The 17,517-nt window shown below is 61.6% G+C and carries 20 protein-coding genes, 1 tRNA gene and 1 other RNA gene; 12 read left to right on the top strand and 10 right to left on the bottom strand.

Annotated features, from left to right (window positions below):
* Window positions 1–29 precede the first annotated feature (29 nt).
* A complete protein-coding gene (locus tag BSP239C_RS05740; protein ID WP_101570795.1) occupies window positions 30–317 on the top strand; it encodes an SHOCT domain-containing protein in 288 nt (95 codons plus the stop codon).
* An 18-nt stretch (window positions 318–335) separates the two neighbouring features.
* On the opposite strand, the gene BSP239C_RS05735 is transcribed toward BSP239C_RS05740, so the two are convergent.
* Complete coding sequence (locus BSP239C_RS05735; protein ID WP_101570793.1) at window positions 336–683, bottom strand: helix-turn-helix domain-containing protein; 348 nt, start codon at window positions 681–683, stop codon at window positions 336–338.
* A gap of 186 nt (window positions 684–869) precedes the next feature.
* Here BSP239C_RS05735 and BSP239C_RS05730 point away from each other — a divergent pair, with 186 nt between their 5' ends.
* Window positions 870–1,898 (top strand): iron-siderophore ABC transporter substrate-binding protein, encoded by a 1,029-nt coding sequence (locus BSP239C_RS05730; RefSeq protein ID WP_101570791.1) that lies wholly within the window; start codon window positions 870–872, stop codon window positions 1,896–1,898.
* A 39-nt stretch (window positions 1,899–1,937) separates the two neighbouring features.
* Here BSP239C_RS05730 and BSP239C_RS05725 read toward each other — a convergent pair whose 3' ends face one another.
* On the bottom strand, window positions 1,938–3,407 hold the full coding sequence (locus BSP239C_RS05725) for an Ig-like domain-containing protein (protein WP_101570789.1): 1,470 nt from the start codon (window positions 3,405–3,407) through the stop codon (window positions 1,938–1,940).
* Window positions 3,408–3,588: 181 nt separating this feature from the next.
* An RNA gene (ffs, locus tag BSP239C_RS05720) (signal recognition particle sRNA small type) lies at window positions 3,589–3,684 on the bottom strand.
* Between the two features lie 183 nt (window positions 3,685–3,867).
* On the opposite strand from ffs, the gene BSP239C_RS05715 reads away from it, so the two are divergent.
* From BSP239C_RS05715 to BSP239C_RS05700, 4 genes are all read left to right on the top strand, one after another.
* Window positions 3,868–5,019 (top strand): hypothetical protein, encoded by a 1,152-nt coding sequence (locus BSP239C_RS05715; protein WP_101570787.1) that lies wholly within the window; start codon window positions 3,868–3,870, stop codon window positions 5,017–5,019.
* Window positions 5,016–5,762 (top strand): ABC transporter ATP-binding protein, encoded by a 747-nt coding sequence (locus BSP239C_RS05710; protein WP_257930096.1) that lies wholly within the window; start codon window positions 5,016–5,018, stop codon window positions 5,760–5,762. The genes BSP239C_RS05715 and BSP239C_RS05710 overlap by 4 nt, the downstream gene beginning before the upstream one ends.
* Window positions 5,759–6,967, top strand: a complete 1,209-nt coding sequence (locus BSP239C_RS05705; protein ID WP_101570785.1) for an ABC transporter permease — start codon at window positions 5,759–5,761, stop codon at window positions 6,965–6,967. The genes BSP239C_RS05710 and BSP239C_RS05705 overlap by 4 nt, the downstream gene beginning before the upstream one ends.
* Before the next feature lie 116 nt (window positions 6,968–7,083).
* A tRNA-Ser gene (locus BSP239C_RS05700) sits at window positions 7,084–7,168 on the top strand.
* A gap of 139 nt (window positions 7,169–7,307) precedes the next feature.
* Here BSP239C_RS05700 and BSP239C_RS05695 read toward each other — a convergent pair.
* The 3 genes from BSP239C_RS05695 to BSP239C_RS05685 form a co-directional block, all read right to left on the bottom strand.
* Window positions 7,308–8,474, bottom strand: coding sequence for an IS1249 family transposase (locus BSP239C_RS05695; RefSeq protein ID WP_257930095.1), 1,167 nt, complete (start codon window positions 8,472–8,474; stop codon window positions 7,308–7,310).
* Window positions 8,475–8,571: 97 nt separating this feature from the next.
* Window positions 8,572–9,105, bottom strand: coding sequence for a type 1 glutamine amidotransferase domain-containing protein (locus BSP239C_RS05690; RefSeq protein WP_101570781.1), 534 nt, complete (start codon window positions 9,103–9,105; stop codon window positions 8,572–8,574).
* A gap of 200 nt (window positions 9,106–9,305) precedes the next feature.
* Window positions 9,306–9,938, bottom strand: a complete 633-nt coding sequence (locus BSP239C_RS05685) for a hypothetical protein (protein ID WP_101570779.1) — start codon at window positions 9,936–9,938, stop codon at window positions 9,306–9,308.
* A 244-nt stretch (window positions 9,939–10,182) separates the two neighbouring features.
* Here BSP239C_RS05685 and BSP239C_RS05680 point away from each other — a divergent pair, with 244 nt between their 5' ends.
* Genes BSP239C_RS05680 through BSP239C_RS05670 form a run of 3 tightly spaced genes read left to right on the top strand, consistent with a single transcriptional unit; the run spans window position 10,183 to window position 12,398 of the window.
* Window positions 10,183–10,590: a YciI family protein gene (locus tag BSP239C_RS05680; RefSeq protein WP_101570777.1), complete on the top strand. Its 408-nt coding sequence runs from the start codon at window positions 10,183–10,185 to the stop codon at window positions 10,588–10,590.
* Window positions 10,587–11,717 (top strand): RNA polymerase sigma factor, encoded by a 1,131-nt coding sequence (locus BSP239C_RS05675; protein WP_101570775.1) that lies wholly within the window; start codon window positions 10,587–10,589, stop codon window positions 11,715–11,717. Before BSP239C_RS05680 ends, BSP239C_RS05675 begins: the two co-directional genes overlap by 4 nt.
* A gap of 9 nt (window positions 11,718–11,726) precedes the next feature.
* On the top strand, window positions 11,727–12,398 hold the full coding sequence (locus BSP239C_RS05670; RefSeq protein ID WP_101570774.1) for a DNA alkylation repair protein: 672 nt from the start codon (window positions 11,727–11,729) through the stop codon (window positions 12,396–12,398).
* A 6-nt stretch (window positions 12,399–12,404) separates the two neighbouring features.
* On the opposite strand, the gene BSP239C_RS05665 is transcribed toward BSP239C_RS05670, so the two are convergent.
* From BSP239C_RS05665 to BSP239C_RS05650, 4 genes are all read right to left on the bottom strand, one after another.
* Window positions 12,405–13,832 (bottom strand): amidase, encoded by a 1,428-nt coding sequence (locus BSP239C_RS05665; protein WP_101570772.1) that lies wholly within the window; start codon window positions 13,830–13,832, stop codon window positions 12,405–12,407.
* A 52-nt stretch (window positions 13,833–13,884) separates the two neighbouring features.
* Window positions 13,885–14,277: a transcriptional regulator gene (locus BSP239C_RS05660; RefSeq protein ID WP_101570770.1), complete on the bottom strand. Its 393-nt coding sequence runs from the start codon at window positions 14,275–14,277 to the stop codon at window positions 13,885–13,887.
* Between the two features lie 47 nt (window positions 14,278–14,324).
* The gene (locus BSP239C_RS05655) at window positions 14,325–14,744 is read right to left on the bottom strand and encodes a hypothetical protein (protein WP_101570766.1); all 420 of its coding nucleotides are present in this window, start codon (window positions 14,742–14,744) and stop codon (window positions 14,325–14,327) included.
* Between the two features lie 109 nt (window positions 14,745–14,853).
* Complete coding sequence (locus tag BSP239C_RS05650) at window positions 14,854–15,306, bottom strand: flavodoxin family protein (protein WP_101570764.1); 453 nt, start codon at window positions 15,304–15,306, stop codon at window positions 14,854–14,856.
* A gap of 42 nt (window positions 15,307–15,348) precedes the next feature.
* Between BSP239C_RS05650 and BSP239C_RS05645 the strand changes: the two genes are divergently transcribed.
* From BSP239C_RS05645 to BSP239C_RS05635, 3 genes are all read left to right on the top strand, one after another.
* Window positions 15,349–16,296, top strand: a complete 948-nt coding sequence (locus BSP239C_RS05645) for a Sir2 family NAD-dependent protein deacetylase (RefSeq protein WP_101570937.1) — start codon at window positions 15,349–15,351, stop codon at window positions 16,294–16,296.
* Window positions 16,293–16,895, top strand: a complete 603-nt coding sequence (locus BSP239C_RS05640) for a TIGR03085 family metal-binding protein (protein ID WP_101570763.1) — start codon at window positions 16,293–16,295, stop codon at window positions 16,893–16,895. Before BSP239C_RS05645 ends, BSP239C_RS05640 begins: the two co-directional genes overlap by 4 nt.
* A 149-nt stretch (window positions 16,896–17,044) precedes the next feature.
* Window positions 17,045–17,509 carry a DUF4190 domain-containing protein gene (locus BSP239C_RS05635; RefSeq protein ID WP_101570762.1) on the top strand — a complete coding sequence of 155 codons (465 nt, stop codon included), beginning with the start codon at window positions 17,045–17,047 and terminating at the stop codon, window positions 17,507–17,509.
* Window positions 17,510–17,517 lie beyond the last annotated feature (8 nt).

Genomic DNA, 17,517 nt, shown 5'->3' with positions numbered 1-17,517 from the left:
TCGCCGTGGATTCCTGACAAGGAGGCATCATGCACATGGAACACGGACCCGCGGCTTGGCCGCTCTTCTTCCTCATCCCCATCTTCTGGGTGCTCATCATCGGATTGGTCGTCACCCTCATCATCACGCTCAACCGACGTCGCTGGCGCCGAGTCGGGGGACCACCCTGGGCAGACGGATACGGTCGTTTCGGGTCGACGAAGAGCGCGGAGGCAACCCTGTCCGAGCGCTTCGCCCAAGGTGACATCGACGAGGCCGAGTACAGGGGCCGACTCGAAGTGCTGCGAGCCAACCGGCTCGATTCCCCAGCGAACTGAATCGACAGTCCGAGGCGATTAGGCCGCGAGCGAGAGCTGCGCCCTACCGGTGAGCGGACTCGGAAGCCCGCTCACCGGGAACGCGGGCGCAGCTGTCGTCAGCGACGTCGCAGCGAGGACGAGAACCTGGGGGAGTGCGAGGCCGAGGACCACTGCGATCGCCTCGATGACCTCGGACGACGGATCTTTGAGACCACGTTCAACCTCGGACAGGTACTGGGTCGAGACTCCGGAACGCCGTGACACCTGCGCCAGAGTCAAGGCCAGGTCGGTTCGGCGCAGCCGCAGCACCCGCCCGAGGGTCTCCCGCCACAGCAGTGCCGGGGCCCGATCGCCGTTTCTGTCCGTGACTCGAAGAGGTTCCATGCTGCGATCCTAGGAGCGATCGGCCACTGTGGCACGAGTTTCTGCTCTGAGCAGACGAGTCACCGCAGACCCGACCGACTTGCTTCGGCACGTGGTCGAGTTGCACCATCACTATAGGGTTAAGTTAGGCTGTCCTATGTTCATGTTGAGGGGTCGACCACGATCCCCACAGTCGAAAGGGCAGGAATGTCAGCTCATCTCTCTCGCCGAGCCATAACCATTGGCGCCATCGTTACGCTCGCCTTCAGCGCGAGCGCGTGCAGCCAAGACTCGGGAGACTCTGCGAAGTCCGGCTCAAGTGATTTCCAGACCGTCACGATCGACCATGCACTGGGCAAGGCCGTCATCGAGGACGAGCCTGAACGCGTCGTCACCCTCGGTCAGGGGTCGACTGAAACCGCCATTGCCTTGGGCAAGACACCCGTGGGTATGGAGGAATACGCCTGGGGCAGTGACGACACCGGCTACATGCCGTGGATCCATGAGGCTGTGAAGGAGAAGGGCGACGACCTGCCCAAGCAGTTCCAGGGAGATACCGAGCTCGATGTCGAAGCCATCGCCGAGCTCGAACCCGATGTCATCCTCGCTCCGTGGTCTGGCATCACCGCCGATCAGTACAAGCAGCTCGATGCCATCGCCCCCACCGTCGCCTACCCTGAGCAGCCGTGGACCATCAAATGGGATGAGCAGATCACGACCGTGGGCAAGGCGCTGGGGCAGGAGAAGGAGTCCGAGGGGCTCGTCGACGACATCAAGAAGCAGCTCTCCGAGGCGAAGCGGTCCGAATACAAGGGGCTCACGTTCTCCTATATCTACAATGACGGACCCGGCACACTCGGCGTCTTCTACCCCAACGAGCAGCGGGTGGCGATGGTCTCGGCGCTGGGACTGACTCCCGATCCTGTCGTTGAGGAACTCAAGAAAGACTACGACGCGCCGGGCACGGACTCCGCTGTCATCGGTCTCGAGAACGCCGACAAGCTCAACGACTCCGATCTCATCTTCACGTTCTACTCCGATGAGAAGAGCAGGAAGGAGATCGAATCACAGAGCGTGTACTCCAACATTCCGGCAATCAAGTCCGGCGCAGTCGTCACTCCCGAAGACCAAGCCTTCGTCACCGCCTCATCGATCATCAATCCGCTCACCGTCCCCTGGACGCTGAAGCGCTATGTGCCGATTATCGACAAGGCCGCCAAGAACGTCAAGAAATAGAACGTTACGAGACGGCAGTCGGTGGGCGCACCGGACGAATCAGTCCAGTGCGCTCAGCTTCTTCCAGTCATCCCAGTCATAGACCCAGTCGGAGATGTCGCTGGCCGAGGTGGACAGGTTGACGTCCGAGCCGGTGATCTCGACGGGGTCGCCGAAGATCGCTGAGTCGTAATACTGCTTGGCCCGTTCGGTCGACAGGTTGACGCAGCCGTGGGAGACATTCGCCGATCCTTGGACCCCTGTCGACCAGGGCGCTGCGTGGATGAATTCGCCGTTGTTGTGGATGCGCACGGCCCAGCGCACATCGGTTTCGTAGTCCCACTGTTCGGAGGTCATCGTGTAGTCCGCGGCCTTCGACATGACCACATGGGTTCCGTTGTAGGACGGAGACTTCGCAGCGCCGAGCGAGGCGGGGAAGTTCATCACTTCTCTGCCATCGCGGGTCACGACCATGCGGTGCGACTTGGCATCGGCCTTGACGACCTGTTTGCGGCCGATGTCGAAATCGAGGGTGAGGTCATTCTGGCCGACCGTGTCGGCGGTGGTGGGGACGTTCTTCAGCGGGACGTCGACGGAGACCTTCGAGTGCGCGGGCCAGAATTCCTTCGGGCGGAAGTGCAGCCGTGACTGCGGATCGTCGGGCAGCCACGCCCAGGAGCCCTCGACCTTACGCTTCTTGCCGTCCTTGTCAGTGACCTTGACCGACAGGCGGTGTTCGACGTCGTCACGGTACTTCTTGGCCACGGTGGAGCCGAAGCTGAGGATGATCGGGGCGCCGACGCCCACGGTCTGATCGTCGGAGAGGGTCGTGCGCACGGACATCGGCGAGGCATCGCCGGCCGAGACGTTGACCGTAGAAGTGAACTCGTGTTCCTCTCCTTCCGCCGAGGTGGCTGTGGCCGAGAGCTCGTATGTGCTGTCAGCGACGAGATCGTAGGCCGAAAGCCAGGCCGCTGCGTCGTCTGGAGCCGTCACCGAGTGCTTGTCCTCGGCCGAGTCCTTCTTCGCGTCTTCGGTGCTGGTGGCTGTGCTGGACTCTGCCGTGTCCGATGACTTCTTGCTCTGGTCTGCTGCTTTGAGTGCGGTCCCGGCGGTGTCGAAGAAGACACCTGGGTCTGATTTGATGCGGGGATGGTCGGACTCGGTGATCGAGATGTCGCTCAGCGAAGCGTTTTCGACGCTGAGGCTGATGCGCTCACCGGGTGACGCGTCTGTCTCAGCACCGGATTCGACTACTTCGCCAATCTGTTCCGAAGTCGGCGCCGAAGTGCTGGTGGGTGCGGACGACGAGGTGGGGTCCGAAGTCTCAGAGGACGCACCCTCAGCAGATGACTGTGCAGCGTCGTCTTCAGAGACGCTGGCGACCCGGAACACCGGCTCGGCGGGGGCCTCGGCCGATTTCGCATCGTTGCGAGTGGCGTCGGGGTCGGAGCCTGAGGGGGTGCAGGCCGTGAGCAGAGCGAGTGCCGAAAGGGCAGCAACCGCCCCGTGAATCTTCTTGGGTGACAAAACAGGGATCCTCGTTCGAGCAAAGGGATGAGAGCTGCAGACCATGTTAGTGATGCCAAATCACGAAAGTATTAAAGGATTGGGCGAAATCCTCGCGAAAGGCTCATTTCTCACCGCTGAGTTAGGCCCTGACCTGGGCTGACATGGGGGAGGGGGAGTTGTGGAATTGTGACCTTGAGAAACTAAGGACTCCCCGTGCACCCGCCAGAGCTCGCTTACCCTTGCTGCCTTCCGGCCCTGGGGGAGTTCACAAGATGACGCCGCACGGGGAGCCATCGATCAGTGTAGTCGAGAGCATCCTCGAGGTACAAAACGAGTCCCCGGCAGCAGAGGGCCACGGTTCCTCAGTGCGAAAGCTATGACAAGGCAGCTGTTATGTTTCTGTGACTCCATCGACGCTTGAACTGCGGGTTCGCTCGATATAGTTGTCGAATCTCGTCACCTATCCTCCGAAGGAAACATGCACATCTTCCGTCGCGTCATTCTGCCCCTCGCCTTCCTCCTCGTCTTCGTGGTCATCGCCGCACTGCTGGGATGGATCGCCTTCAAACCGGACGCTGACGACGGGTTCGACGGTGTCGAAGCAACAGGTGAATCCGCTGGTTCGATCATCACCGCAGAACGCGGGGACATCTCCAACAGCATTGAAGCCAAGGGCGCGATCAACGTCGACGAGCCGACCGCGGTCAAGGCCGCTCATGAGGGCAAAGTCAATCACTTCTTCGCGCAACCCGGAGATGAAGTGTTCGAAGGCGCCGAGCTTTTCCAGGTCAGGAGCGAAGAGGCAGACGAGGAGCAGCCTCCGGCGTCTTCGGACAGCGATTCCGATACCGATGCCCCGGAGGATTCTCAGTATGATGAAGGGCAGGAGCCCGCGAAGCCGAAATATCACACGGTCACGGCAGAAGCCGATGGGACCGTGGGCGACTTCGCAGTCGAGAAGAACGACCAGGTCTCGTCGGACACCCAGGTGACCGAGCTGCTGAAGAATACCTTCACCGCCAGGGCACCGATCGAAGCGGTTGATCTCTATCGCATCCCGAAGCTCCCGAGGACCGCGAACATCACCATCGCCGATGGTCCCGAGCCTTTCGACTGCGAGAATCTGCGCCTTGATCAGGGCGCGGGCACAGGTGCGGCATCGAAAGCTGGCGGTGAAGACGCTGCCGATGATGGCGAATCCGGTGAACCCCCTGCCGAGGAGCCTGCCGCGGACGAAGATCCGGAAGCGGGATCGGGGACTGGCCCTCAGCTGATCTGCAAAGTCCCCAAGGATGTCACGGTGTACAACAGCCTGGATCTGACCATGACGGTAGAGGCGGGAGCCGTCAGCGACGTCATCATCGCGCCGGTCACTGCCGTGCGCGGCCTCACTGGCACGGGAACGGTGTGGGTCACAGGAGACGATGGTGAACCGGAGGAACGCAGTGTACGTCTCGGGCTCAACGACGGTTCCATGGTTGAGGTGAAGTCGGGTCTCAAAGAAGGTGAGGAGATCGAGGAGTTCGTACCGGGAACCGAACCCGAGGACGACGAGATGGACGAAGACATGTATGGCGAGATGGACGGCGAGTTCGAAGATACTTCGGACATCGAAGGTGGCGAGCAGTGAGTCCCACGGAGACGACGGCCTCGACCTTGCTGTCTCTGCGACATGTGTCCCGGTCGGTACCCATTGCCGCAGGCCAGGTTCTCACGATTCTCACCGACATCAATCTTGAAGTGGACAGTGGGGAGCACATCGGCATCGTCGGTCGCTCGGGAACCGGAAAATCGACACTGTTGAATATCCTCGGTCTCCTCGATGCACCGACGACCGGCGACATGGAATTCGCCGGGACCCCAGTACAGAATATTTCCCGAAATCGCGCGGCCGCTTTCAGAGGACGAGATATCGGGTTCGTCTTCCAGCAATTCAATCTTCTGCCCGGGCGCACCGCAGTCGAAAACGTTGAAGCTCCGCTCATGTACGGCACCTGCCGGGAGTTCAGATATCGGAGAAAGATCGCAGAGGAGATGTTGGGCAGGCTCGGCCTAGGAGACCGCATGAATATGAAACCGAACCGACTCTCCGGTGGTGAACAGCAGCGGGTCGCGATCGCCCGATCACTCGTGCGCGAACCCAGACTCGTACTTGCAGACGAACCGACAGGCGCCCTCGACGTCGATACGGGAGTGCATGTCATGGAGATCCTCGACGGCATCACCAAGGATTCCGGGGCTGCGCTCATCACCATCACCCACGATCTGGCAATCGCAAACATGGCATCTCGGCAGTTCTCACTCAGTCAGGGTGAGCTGAATCCGATCGTCGACGGAGTGACCGCCGAGGCTTTGGCAGGTGGACGGTCATGATGACTGGTCTTGCGGCATCAATCGTCGAAGCGTGGCAAGAGCTGCGCGTCCACAAAGTGCGTGTCCTCATGTCCCTGATCGGAGTCGGGGTTGCGGTCTGTGCCCTGACGTTGGTGGTTGGGTTCGGTGACATGATGGAGAAGGGGCTGGCTGACGAATTCGAGCAGCAGGCAGGCCGTGACTCGACCTACACCTTCAGTTTCCAGCCCATTGAATCGGAAATGGGCGAGTCCGAGGTCGAAAGGGTCGATGCTGCACTCAAAAGCACCACCGAACGATTCGGCATCAGTCATGTGTCAGCCTTCGGGCAGATCGACACATCGATATCGGGCCCGGCGGGCAAGGTCAACGCAACGATGTACGTTGTTGATCCGGCCTTTGATGACATGCGCAGACTCAAGGTCGAACATGGGCGGTGGTTCACTGAGGCAGACAAGAACAACTTGTCGCCGGCCATCGTGGCAGACGAGAATTTTCTTTACGAGTATGGACTCGATCCAGCCAGTCTTCCGGCCACGATCACGCTGCCCGGTGAGACTGAGTCAACTGGCACGGTCATAGGCTCGGTCGGCGCGGCTGGATCTGCGGGGTATGACGAATACGGAAGTCTCTACGTGCTCAACGGGCAGGAAGGCAACGTCAGCACTGACGTAGAGGCTGCAACAGAGTTCGAGATGTGGCTTCCACCGGACGAGGGCAAAGAGCTGAGCAAACAGGCGAAGGCCGATCTCAAACGGCAGCTGCCCGATTTTGACGTCTCCGCAGACAGAACCGACTTCGCATCGGGCATGGATGAGACTTTGGGACCGGTGCAGAACGTCCTGCTGGTGATCAGTGTTCTCATCCTCTTCATGGGCATGCTCGGACTTCTCAACATCTCCTTGGTCACGATCCAGCAGAGAATCAGAGAGATCGGCATCCGCAGATCATTCGGTGCGACCAGCCGGCGGATCTTCTTCTCCGTCATGATGGAAAGTGTTGTGGCCACGACCATCGCCGGAGCCGTGGGTGTTCTCATCGCAGTTCTCGTGCTCAAAGCACCGTTCGTATCTGAGCTCATGTTCGATGCCGTGAGCTCACCTCAAGTGCCGTTCACGGCGGTCATAGCAGGCATGCTGGTCTCGATCGGCGTAGGCGCTCTTGCCGGGTTGATCCCCGCTATCGTCGCCACGAAGGTGCGCATCATCGACGCGATCCGTGCCTGAGCCGAGGTGGCTGAGCGTGCCGAGGTCGTCGAGGTTTCACCGACGCTTTGTGCGATGGTTCACACTCGATGGTCAGGATTTCGCATTGTCGACATGACTCGGATAGGCTGGCTCGCGGAGGATTCGCCTAGTGGCCTATGGCGCTCGCCTGGAACGCGGGTTGGGTTAACGCCCTCAGGGGTTCGAATCCCCTATCCTCCGCAGTGAGAAGAAGGCTCCCACCCGAGAAATCGGATGGGAGCCTTCTTCGTCTCTGTTCACAGGCACATGGACCTGACCCCGCTCATCAGGGGTTAGCGGCAAGAATGTGTGTATGGGGCCAGCGTGTTGGATCTGGATTTCACCCTGATCGTCCGCCCCACCCTTTCCGGATTCCAGTCCCGTCCTCGACGCTGAATGACGTCCCGTAAAGCGCATTCGTCTCCGACCTTCCAGTGTCTGTCCTCGGCGGGATTCGACGTTTATTCGGTTCAGCCCAATCAGCTGGCTTCACGAACTGCCAGGCGTCTTTGGGATGTTCGGTGCGGTGATAGAGCAACCACGTGATCGCCGTGACGGCGTGGGGCGCGCTCAGGCCTCTGTGAGCCCGAAGCAAATCCTTGATCGCCTTGTTCGGACCACCTTCCAGCGGGTTCGTCGTGCGGGAGATGATCACACCGTCTTCGGCGAGTTTCAGCCAGGTGAAGAGTTCGTCATCGCGGATGAGATTGGCGAGGAGTTTCCATGCTCTGCGGGTTCGGATGTGTGTGTACCACCACTGCTGATTCGGACTCACATGAGCGGGCCTGATCGTTGACTTTTCAGCGTAGGTACGGTGCTTGAGAAACGACTGCCATTTCGCTTCCCAGGAGGCAAACGCTGCGGTCCAGGCCGCGGCCTTGTCGAGGGCGCGAACGTCCATGAGGGCCTTGTAGAGGGCGAGGAGTTCCTTATTCGCCGGCAGGGTCGGGTTCCGGGTCAAATGGGTGTTGCCGCGCTGGCGGATATGGAAGAAGCAACGTTGAATGCGGGTCGTGGGCCAGAGCTTCTTCACGATCGTCTGTAGTGGTCCGTTGCCATCGACGATCGCGGCTTTCGGTGCCGGGATGTGCTCGAGGAGAGCAGTCCAGGACGCGCGTTTCTCTGCGTCGGTGTATTGCCAGTTGATGACATGCCTGCCGGTAAAGGCGATGAGGACGCACCAGCCGTTGAAATAGGTGCCGTCGAGCATGATCTGGTCGTGGACTTCCCCCGTGGGCGTCAGGGCGGGCGCGACGTTCCAACACCAGCGGATTCGGTGGCGGAACGTGCGCCTGGGGATGGTGTATCCACCCTGTGCTTGGGTGCCAGCCAGCCAGTGCTGGAAGGCATCAAATTCGGCTTTGCGGGTGATGTCGGTGCGCGACTTCGTAGTGGAGGCCCCGCAGTGTTTGCATCGCCATCGGGTACGTCCGGCGCTCGTCTTTCCGTTCTTCACGAGCTTGCTGGTGCATACACCACACCTGGGTTGATTCCTAGGAAGAGACACTGAACATGCTTCCAGAGCATGTTTAACCCTGTCTTGCCTTACTGTTTACTGGGGAAGGGGCCTATCCTGTACACACATTTATGCCGCTAACCCCTCATCAGCTCAGCGCGTTTGCGATGGCCGAGTTGAAGGCGTCGAGGTCTCCGGGGTTGCGCGAGGTGATGAGGTTGCCGTCGATGACAACCTCGGAGTCTTCCCACTTTGCCCCAGCATTGATCAAGTCGGTCTTCGTCGCGACGAATGAGGTCAGCTTCCGCCCCTTGGCCACATCCGCCTCGGCGAGGATCCACGGTGCGTGGCAGATCGCGGCCACCGGCTTATCGGCTGCGAAGAACGCCTTCACAAGTGCCACCGCGTCCTCATCGAGGCGCAGAGCATCCGCGTTGAGAGTGCCGCCCGGGAGGACGAGTGCATCGAAGTCCTCAACCTTGGCCTGCGAGACGGGGACGTCGACGGTGAACTCGTCGGCATGGTCCCAGTCGCCGTTCATCGCCTGGAGTGTGCCCTCCGAGGGCGAGACGATGACCGTTGTGGCCCCTGCTTCGTCGAGTGCTCCGCGGGGGCTGGTGAGCTCGACCTGCTCGACTCCGCGGGTGAGGAGGAATGCGACCTTCTTGTCTGAGATTGCCATGATGCTTGCTCCTAATCGGTTGCCGGATCCGACTCGTCATCGTCGGACTGACGTGGTCATATACGCCCAGTCAGCCTGAGGTGCCGTTCGTCGGTGTCATAGGGGGGAACACAGCGACCCGGTGGCAGTATTCCTGAGTTCAGCCACGCGAGCTGTTCCACGGGGCCGGCCGACGCCAGAAGTGCCGATCACGGCCATGCTCAGTCGAAGCTGGGGAAGTCGAGTGAGTATCCGACGTAGTTGCCCGAGACCGAGGTGACCTTGACCGTGCCGTAGCGCTTCTCACCGTAGGCGGTGACGTTGCAGGAGACCGAACCCTTCTGGGAGATGATCATCAGGTCATTGAGGCATTCGACCTCGTCGACGGTCGTACCCTGCTTCGCGTACGCCTTCTTGATGTCCTTCTCCAGCAGAGATGCGGGGATGGTGCCGTTGCCGTTCTCATCGATTTCGAACCCGGGGTCATTGGCGCCCGCATGTTCTCCGCCTGATCTCGATGAGCCCTCACCCGCCGAGGTGGAGGTCCCTGACGATGATGACGATGAGTCCGAACCTGTAGTCGAGTCCGAATCGGAGGACGAGGTGGCGTTGTCGTCACTCGAAGATGAGCTCTGACTTGACGAAGAATCGGGGGAGTCCTCGGTCGCAGCATCATCCGACTCAGGCTGGTCCGTCTCGGACTCCTCGGGATTCGCTGCAACCCCTTCGCTCTCCTGCGTCTGCTCCTGATCCGGTGGTCCGAATGAGATGCTCATATCACAGGCTGACAATGACAGTGCAGCTGCGAAGGCGCCGGCGATGGTGATGGACCGAATGATCTTTGTGGTCTTCATGGTGATCTCCTGATGAAGTGAGGCGGTGTGTATGAGTCCACTCTGTCAACGGAATCCGCCGCGGTGGGCGTGCTTGTGTTCGCATTCGGAGACTCATGTTGCAGGTCGGCTACAACGGTCGATTTGCACCCATACGTGGAAGAATCGAAAGATATCTCGCCGAGGATGTCGAGAATGCGCATGCGGCTCCGTCCCAGGGATGTCAGCGAAGTTCGCGACGAGCAATTGATAAGAGGAGAAGATCATGGCCAAGTACCTGATGCTCAAGCATTACAAGATGGCGCCCGAGTACATGCAGTACACCCCGATGGATCAGTGGTCGCCGGACGAAGTCGATGCGCACATCCAGTACATGAATGACTTCGCGGACAGGCTGAAGGAGACCGGTGAATTCGTCGACTCCCAGGCCCTGTCACCCGAAGGCACCTTCGTCCGATTCGACGTAGACGGTAAGCCACCGGTCACCGACGGTCCTTTCCCGGAGACCAAGGACCTGATCGCCGGATGGATGGTCATCGACGTCGACTCCTACGACCGGGCGCTCGCACTGGCCGGTGAACTCTCGGCCGCACCGGGTGCCGGTGGTGAACCGATCCGGGAGTGGCTCGAGCTCCGTCCGTTCATGGGCGTGACGCCGTCCACCACCGCATGAATGGGGTGAGGGACCTCGTTCCCATCGTGATCGGCACCCTCGAGCGGAGGGGAGCAGACTTCGCCACCGCCGAGGATGCCGTTCAGGATGCCCTGATCGAAGCGTTTCGCACCTGGCCGGAGAACGAACCCAGGGATATGAAGGGGTGGCTGATCACGGTCGCTTGGCGAAAGTTTCTTGACCGGGTCCGTGCGGAGTCTTCCCGGGCCACGCGGGAGGAACAAGCCTTCGCCTTGTCCACAGAACCGAGGACCACCTCGGCCGATGACACCGTGGACCTCTATTTCCTATGTGCACATCCGGACCTCAGCCCAGCCTCGGCGGTGGCACTGACCCTGCGGGCCGTCGGTGGGCTGACGACCCGGCAGATCGCAGAGGCCTATCTGGTGCCCGAAGCCACGATGGCTCAGCGCATCTCCCGGGCCAAACGCACACTGTCCGGGCGCAGACTCAACCGCCCCGGCACCGTCTCTGACGTCCTCAGAGTCCTCTACCTGGTGTTCAACGAGGGCTACTCCGGCGATGTCGACCTCGCGGCGGAGGCCATCCGTCTCACCCGGGTGCTCGCCGCCTCGATCGACCATCCCGAGGTGTCCGGGCTGCTGGCGCTCATGCTCATCCACCATGCCCGCCGGGAAGCCCGGTTCACCGCCGATGGTGGGCTGATCACCCTGGTCGAGCAGGACCGATCCCTGTGGGACACCGACCTGATCGCCGAGGGCATCGTCATGCTGCAGGCCGCGCTCGCCCGCGAAGACCTCGGCGAATTCCAGGTCCAGGCGGCCATTGCCGCACTCCACGCCGATGCGCAGCGCGTCGAGGACACCGATTGGCCGCAGATCGTCGAATGGTATGACGAGCTCCTGAAGCTTTGCGACAGTCCAATCGCAGCACTCAACCGTGCCGTCGCGATCGGCGAGGCGGACGGCCCGGTGGCCGGCCTGGCAGAACTGCGCAGACTCGATGATGGCCTGCCTCGGTACTTCGCGGTCGAAGCACATCTGCGAGAGCGGTCAGGAGAGTTCGAGGCGGCGGCGAAGCTTTACGCCAAGGCCGCCGGCAAGGCGAACAATCTCGCTGAACGCGAGCATCTCATTCGTCAGGCTGCCCGCATGAATGCACGGTAATCTGAGCCCATGGTTGAAGCAGACGTACACAGCGTCATGGAGACACTGGCAGCGATGGAGGATCCCAAGGCGCGTGCCATCAACGAGAAGCACGGTGACGACCACGGGGTGAATCTCAGCAAGCTGCGGGCCGTGGCGAAGGATCTGAAGAAGAACGATGACCTCGCCGTTGAGCTGTGGGCCACCGGCGACACTGCCGCCCGTCTCGTCGCGATTCTCATCATGCGCCCGCGCAGCTATGAAGCGTCCCAGCTCGATTCCATGCTGCGCGAGGCCCGAAGACCGAAGGTGCACGGCTGGCTGGTCAACTACATCGTCAGGAAGTCGAAGCACGCCGAGGAGCTGCGTCTGGCCTGGATGGACGACCCCGACCCGGTTGTGGCCTCAGCCGGATGGGCACTGACGAGCGAACGCGTGAACAGATCACCCGAGGGCCTCGACCTGGTAGGACTTCTTGACATCATTGAGGCGCAGATGCTCGGTGCTGCGGAGCGCCTGCAATGGGCGATGAACGAGACCCTGTCCTATATCGGCATCGAGAACCAGGAGCTGCGGCCCCGCGCCACCGCCATCGGCAATCGCCTCGGCGTCCTCAAGGACTATCCGACGCCGCCGAACTGCACCTCTCCTTTTGCGCCGACCTGGATCACCGAGATCGTGGCTCGCAGGCAGGCGACCTGAGCTCGATCAGACAGCCACGATGTGAGGGTGCCGGCGGTGGAAATCGGTGGCCTGCTGGAACGTGTGTCCCGCGGCCAGCAGCAGGCCCTCCCTGAAGTCTCCGGCGACGAACTGAGCGGCCAGCGGGGTGCCCCGCTCGGAGAATCCTGCGGGCAGAGTGATTGAGGGCATCCCACAGTTGTCGATCGGTGCCGTGGGGATCGTCACCGCGGAAAACAGCTCCGCGTCCGAGCCGAGGTTCTCCATCTGTGTGATCGTCGGTGAGGCGGCCCCGATGCCCGGGAGCAGCAGCAGATCGATGTCGGCCATGAGTGCGCGCATGCGACCGGTGAATGCTTGCCGAGATTCGAGCAGCTCGTGATAGTCGACGGCACTGAGTCCGCGCCCGATTTCGATGAGTCCAGCCAGATCGGGCCCATATTCCGCTGACCTCGAAGGGTAGTTCTCCGCGTGAACACCGGCGGTCTCGACTCCGCACAGGGCAGACCATTCCTGTGCTGCCGCGGGCAGGTCGGGGGTGCGCACGTCGAGGACGCGCCAACCGAGGTCGATGAGCACCTCAATGGTGGATTCGAGCATCTCATTGGTTACGGCATCGAAATGTTCGGCGGCCAGCTCACGGTCGAAGCCGACGACCGGGGTGCGCTCGAGCGTGAGCTGATGGCTGTAGCGGGGGACCGGCTCGAGGGCAGAGGTCGGGTCGTTCGGGTCGTGTCCGGCGATGGCTTCCAAGATGATGGCGGCATCGCGTGCGCTGCGGGTCATCGGGCCGATGTGGTCGAGGCTCGGCGCCAATCCGAAGATGCCATTGCGCGAGACCCTGCCCCAGGTGGGTTTGAGTCCGGTGACTCCATTCGCCGAGGAGGGCAGCCGGATCGATCCGCCCGTGTCCGAACCCAGCGAGCCGAAGCAGAGGCCGGCGGCGGTGGCGACGCCCGAACCGCTCGACGAGACACCTGACCAGGTGTTCGGCTCCCACGGGTTGACCGGGGTCGGCAGATCGGGATGGTGTCCGGTGAAGGCACCCTCGGTGAGTCGCAGCTTCCCGAGGATCACTGCCCCGGCAGCTCGCAGTCTGGCCACGACGGTGGCATCGTAGTCAGGCTGGAAGTCGGCGTGGATCGTGGTGCCGGCACCGGTGGGTGCGTCGTGGGTGTAGGCGAGGTCTTTGATCGCCAGAGGCACGCCGTGCAGCGGTCCCAGCCAGTCTCCGCGAGCCAGGCGCGCATCGAGGTCGTCGGCGGCGGCCAGTGCTGATTCCCGCATCAGGGTGACGTAAGAGAGGAGATGGGGGTCGAGTTCAGCGATCCGGTCGAACATGGCCTCGGTGGCATCTCTGGAGCTCAGACGCCCGGTCCTGATGAGTTCGGATACTTCGTGCAGTTCGCGGAACTCGAGTCCGCTGTTCGACGAGGTGGTGCTGCTGCTGGCCATGGACGCCTCCTTGCATCGGTTTTCTCCATGCTATCGGGGAAAGTCTGCACGGTCACTGCAGGTCAGCCCCGGCCCCAGCGATTTCACGCAGAGCCTGGAGGTGGGCGTCAAGGCGTTTGGAGCCTTCGCTCGTGATCGACACCCAGGTGCGTGGTCGTTTTCCGACGTAGCCTTTGCTGACGTTGATCAGGCCGGCCTTCTCAAGGGCAGAGATGTGTCGCGAGAGCACTGAGTCAGAAACACCGAGGGACTCGCGGAGGAGCTTGAATTCCGCTTTGTCTCGATTCTTCAGGCTCGCGACGATTCCGAGTCGCGTCGGATTTCCCAGATCGGATTCTATCCGTGCCAGTGATTCGCCGAGGTGGGGGATCGGTTCGTGTGATTCATCGGGCCACGGATCCGCGGCGGAGTAGGGGGCATCGGGAGAGTTCTGTTTCGGGTTCATTCTGATACCTCGTCTTGTCTGGTAGTTGCTGCCCGTATCGTCGGCGGTCAGCGGCGCAGGCCGACGAGCGCCATGATGGGCGAGATGACCCAGATGAAGCTGGCGGCGGCGAAGGGGACCCACGAGCCGGGATCGAACGAGTCGGCCATGAGCGCGACCAGATACGCAGCGAAGGTCAGCGGCAGCCAGGTGAAGAGCAAGAAGGTCGAGCGGCGGCTCCAGCTCAGAGCCTTAGTGAGATAGACGATCATGGCCGGTATCAGCCACGCACCGCCTGCTCCGAGGATGATCAGCTGAGTTGTGTTGTCCTCGATGAGTCCGACGGCGACTAGCCCGACGGAGATGGCGGCACTGAAGACGAAGAGCATTGTGACCAGCGGCCAGGCGTCCTTGGACCGTGCCTGTCTCTGATTCGATTCGACCTGTGAGAGAAGTTCCTCGGCTTGCTGCGGGGTGGGCGTGCTCATGACAACTCCTTTGTTGAAATCCTCACCGCTGTGCGGGCGACCTCCATGTGGAAGTAGTTACAGGATAGCAAGTACTTTCTAGATTGGAAAGTAAGTTCGCGAAAGAGTTTCAGGAGGCGGCGGTGGCAGCGACGGTGGCTGCGAGCTCCGTGGCGCTGGACAGGTGTTCGTCGGCGACCGTTCCGGTGACGATGAGAGGGTCGAAGGCCAGCTTCCAGCCCAGCCCCGTGGTGATCTGCTTCATCGCGGTCTCTGCCCCGGTGGTGTCAAAGCCGCCGTGGATCCAGTAGGAGAAGGGGCGACCCGCGGTCGGTTCCCTGACCGCGTCATAGGTTGTGTCGAAGAAGTGTTTGAGTGCGCCGGAGATGTAGCCGAAGTTCGCGGTCGTACCCAGGACGATCCCATCGGCGGCGAGCACATCGTCGACCGTCGCCTCCAGGGCGGGACGGATTGTGACGTCGACGGGACCCAACTCCTGCATGCGCAGTCCGGACAGAGCCGCCTCGGCGATTTCAGATGTTGCCTGTGACGGAGAATGATGAACGAGCAATATGCTGACCATGGGACCAGACTAACCCTGCAGCGCTTCGACGAGGGAGGATTCGTGGCAGTCATCTTTGATCCACTCCGAGGGCGGACGCGGCCCGCGGCCAGCCACCGTGATGAGGAGATCATCGACGTTCTCACCGGAGGACGCACGGGTGCCGCCGCAGGCGTCGGCGAGGGAATCGATACCACCGAGTGGGCGGTTCTGACGGGAGCCGGGATGAGCACCGACTCGGGAGTGCCCGACTACCGGGGCCCCGATGCCGTGCCCCGGCAGCCGATGACGATTCAGACCTTCATGTCTCATCCGGATCAGCGGGCCCGCTACTGGGCGCGCTCCTGGGTGGGATGGCCGCGCATGCGCTCTGCCCAGCCGAATGCGGCGCACCTGGGGCTCGCGTCGCTGCCCGTCGCCGGAATCGTCACGCAGAACGTCGACGGACTCCACCAGGCCGCAGCTTCCGAAAAGGGCAGCAAGAGCCGGGTCATCGACCTGCACGGAAGCCTCAATCGCGTCATCTGCCTCAAGGAAGGACACATGTTCGACCGAGACTGGCTGCAGTCGAAGCTCAGCGAACTCAATCCCGACTTCGCTAAACTCGTGGGCATCGATCCGATCGATGTCGAGACTGCCCCCGATGGCGACGTGGAACTGGAGGAGACCCAGGACTTCGTTGTGGCTGACTGTCCCCAATGCGGCGGAGTCCTCAAACCCGATGTCGTGTACTTCGGCGACTCTGTGCCACCGGCAAGGTTGCAGGAAGCGAACAGGATCTGCGAAGGGGCGCGTGGAATCGTAGTGCTCGGATCCTCACTCGCGGTGCTCTCCGGACTGCGTTTCGTTCGGGCGGCGGCGAAGGAGGCGAAGCCGGTCGTCATCGTCACCGACGGCCCCACCAGGGGCGATGAGCTCGCCGACTACCGCTCCACCTCCCGCGTCGCCGACTTCGTGCAGGACTGGGCACTCAGAGGAATCCAAGGCGGAGGTGACAAGCTCACCCTATGAGCAACCTTGCGCGAACCGAACGCCTCCGCCTCGTCGATACAGCCAACAGGGCCGGTGAAGATGCCCCGACCCTGTGTGAGGGCTGGACGACACGTGACCTGGCCACACACCTCGTGATCCGCGAACGCCATCCCGCTGCCGCTCTCGGCATCTTCATGTCGAAGTTCGAGGGCAAGTTAAAAGAACAGGAACAGGCCTACGCCGCGATGCCGTATTCGCGTCTGCTGGGTCTGGTTGCATCCCCGCCGCGGTGGACCCCGGGGAGGTGGCCCGGCGTCGAATCCGTGATGAACACCGCCGAATATGTGGTCCACCATGAAGACATCCGCCGCGCGGAGATCGAGTGGATCCCACGTCGGCTGTCCCTGCCGGAGAACCGTGCGGTGTGGACCGCGTGTCGAACCGCGCTCCTGCCATTCGCGGCGAAAGCGAAGGGACGCGTCACGATAGTCGGCCCCGGCTTCGGCCGGCACAGCGCAGGAAAACCGGCCAGAGGAACCGAGGGCAATGCCAGTGGAATCACCATCACCGGTGAACCCGTGGAGATTCTGCTCTACCTCATGGGGCGTGAGAAGCATGCCCTCGTCGACGTGAAATGAGCGGTTGCTGGGTCGGCTGCGGTTGCTGGTGCGGCACCAAGCGAAGCGGGGGAAAACCCCCGAACAGCTGGACGGTTTTTATCATTCACTCTGCTGCCGAGGGTTCCTAGGCTGGTACCAACAGCACAGGCTCAAGCAGAGGCAGAGAAATGAACCCCACCCCGAACTCCGGCTACACTCCGAACCCTGAATACACGTCGAACCCCGACTACATGTCGAACCCCGACTACATGTCGAACCCCGACTACACCTCGAACATCGGAAGTCAGGGCTACTACGATCCGAATCAGAACTACGGCACAGGAGCTCAGCCGCAAGCGCCGCAGTCCTACCGTTCCCGGGCCGAGGAAGACCCGGGCAAGGTCCTGGGCATCATCTCTCTGGTCGCCACCCTTTCGACGTTCCTCGGCTTCAACTTCCTCGGGCCCATCATCGGCATCATCACCGGCCACATGGCACGCAAGAACTCACGTGACGCAGGCTTCGCCGACAACGAGATGGGCAAATGGGGATTCATCCTCGGCATCGTCTTCATCTCGTTGGCAGCCCTCGGCGGACTGCTCGGTCTGTCCATTGCAGGCTTCGCCGGACTCGCAGGTCTGCTGGGAGCCTGAGACAGCGA

The organism is Brevibacterium sp. 239c, assembly GCF_900169365.1.
GTDB lineage: Bacteria > Actinomycetota > Actinomycetes > Actinomycetales > Brevibacteriaceae > Brevibacterium.
Note: the sequence above shows the minus strand (reverse complement) of the source record. Positions and strands in the feature narration are given on the sequence as shown.

Coding starts and splice junctions, on each gene's coding strand:
- BSP239C_RS05740 (WP_101570795.1), top strand. CDS start 30: ATGCACATGGAACACGGACCCGCGGCTTGGCCGCTCTTCTTCCTCATC.
- BSP239C_RS05735 (WP_101570793.1), bottom strand. CDS start 683: ATGGAACCTCTTCGAGTCACGGACAGAAACGGCGATCGGGCCCCGGCA.
- BSP239C_RS05730 (WP_101570791.1), top strand. CDS start 870: ATGTCAGCTCATCTCTCTCGCCGAGCCATAACCATTGGCGCCATCGTT.
- BSP239C_RS05715 (WP_101570787.1), top strand. CDS start 3,868: ATGCACATCTTCCGTCGCGTCATTCTGCCCCTCGCCTTCCTCCTCGTC.
- BSP239C_RS05705 (WP_101570785.1), top strand. CDS start 5,759: ATGATGACTGGTCTTGCGGCATCAATCGTCGAAGCGTGGCAAGAGCTG.
- BSP239C_RS05690 (WP_101570781.1), bottom strand. CDS start 9,105: ATGGCAATCTCAGACAAGAAGGTCGCATTCCTCCTCACCCGCGGAGTC.
- BSP239C_RS05685 (WP_101570779.1), bottom strand. CDS start 9,938: ATGAAGACCACAAAGATCATTCGGTCCATCACCATCGCCGGCGCCTTC.
- BSP239C_RS05680 (WP_101570777.1), top strand. CDS start 10,183: ATGGCCAAGTACCTGATGCTCAAGCATTACAAGATGGCGCCCGAGTAC.
- BSP239C_RS05675 (WP_101570775.1), top strand. CDS start 10,587: ATGAATGGGGTGAGGGACCTCGTTCCCATCGTGATCGGCACCCTCGAG.
- BSP239C_RS05670 (WP_101570774.1), top strand. CDS start 11,727: ATGGTTGAAGCAGACGTACACAGCGTCATGGAGACACTGGCAGCGATG.
- BSP239C_RS05665 (WP_101570772.1), bottom strand. CDS start 13,832: ATGGCCAGCAGCAGCACCACCTCGTCGAACAGCGGACTCGAGTTCCGC.
- BSP239C_RS05660 (WP_101570770.1), bottom strand. CDS start 14,277: ATGAACCCGAAACAGAACTCTCCCGATGCCCCCTACTCCGCCGCGGAT.
- BSP239C_RS05655 (WP_101570766.1), bottom strand. CDS start 14,744: ATGAGCACGCCCACCCCGCAGCAAGCCGAGGAACTTCTCTCACAGGTC.
- BSP239C_RS05650 (WP_101570764.1), bottom strand. CDS start 15,306: ATGGTCAGCATATTGCTCGTTCATCATTCTCCGTCACAGGCAACATCT.
- BSP239C_RS05640 (WP_101570763.1), top strand. CDS start 16,293: ATGAGCAACCTTGCGCGAACCGAACGCCTCCGCCTCGTCGATACAGCC.
- BSP239C_RS05635 (WP_101570762.1), top strand. CDS start 17,045: ATGAACCCCACCCCGAACTCCGGCTACACTCCGAACCCTGAATACACG.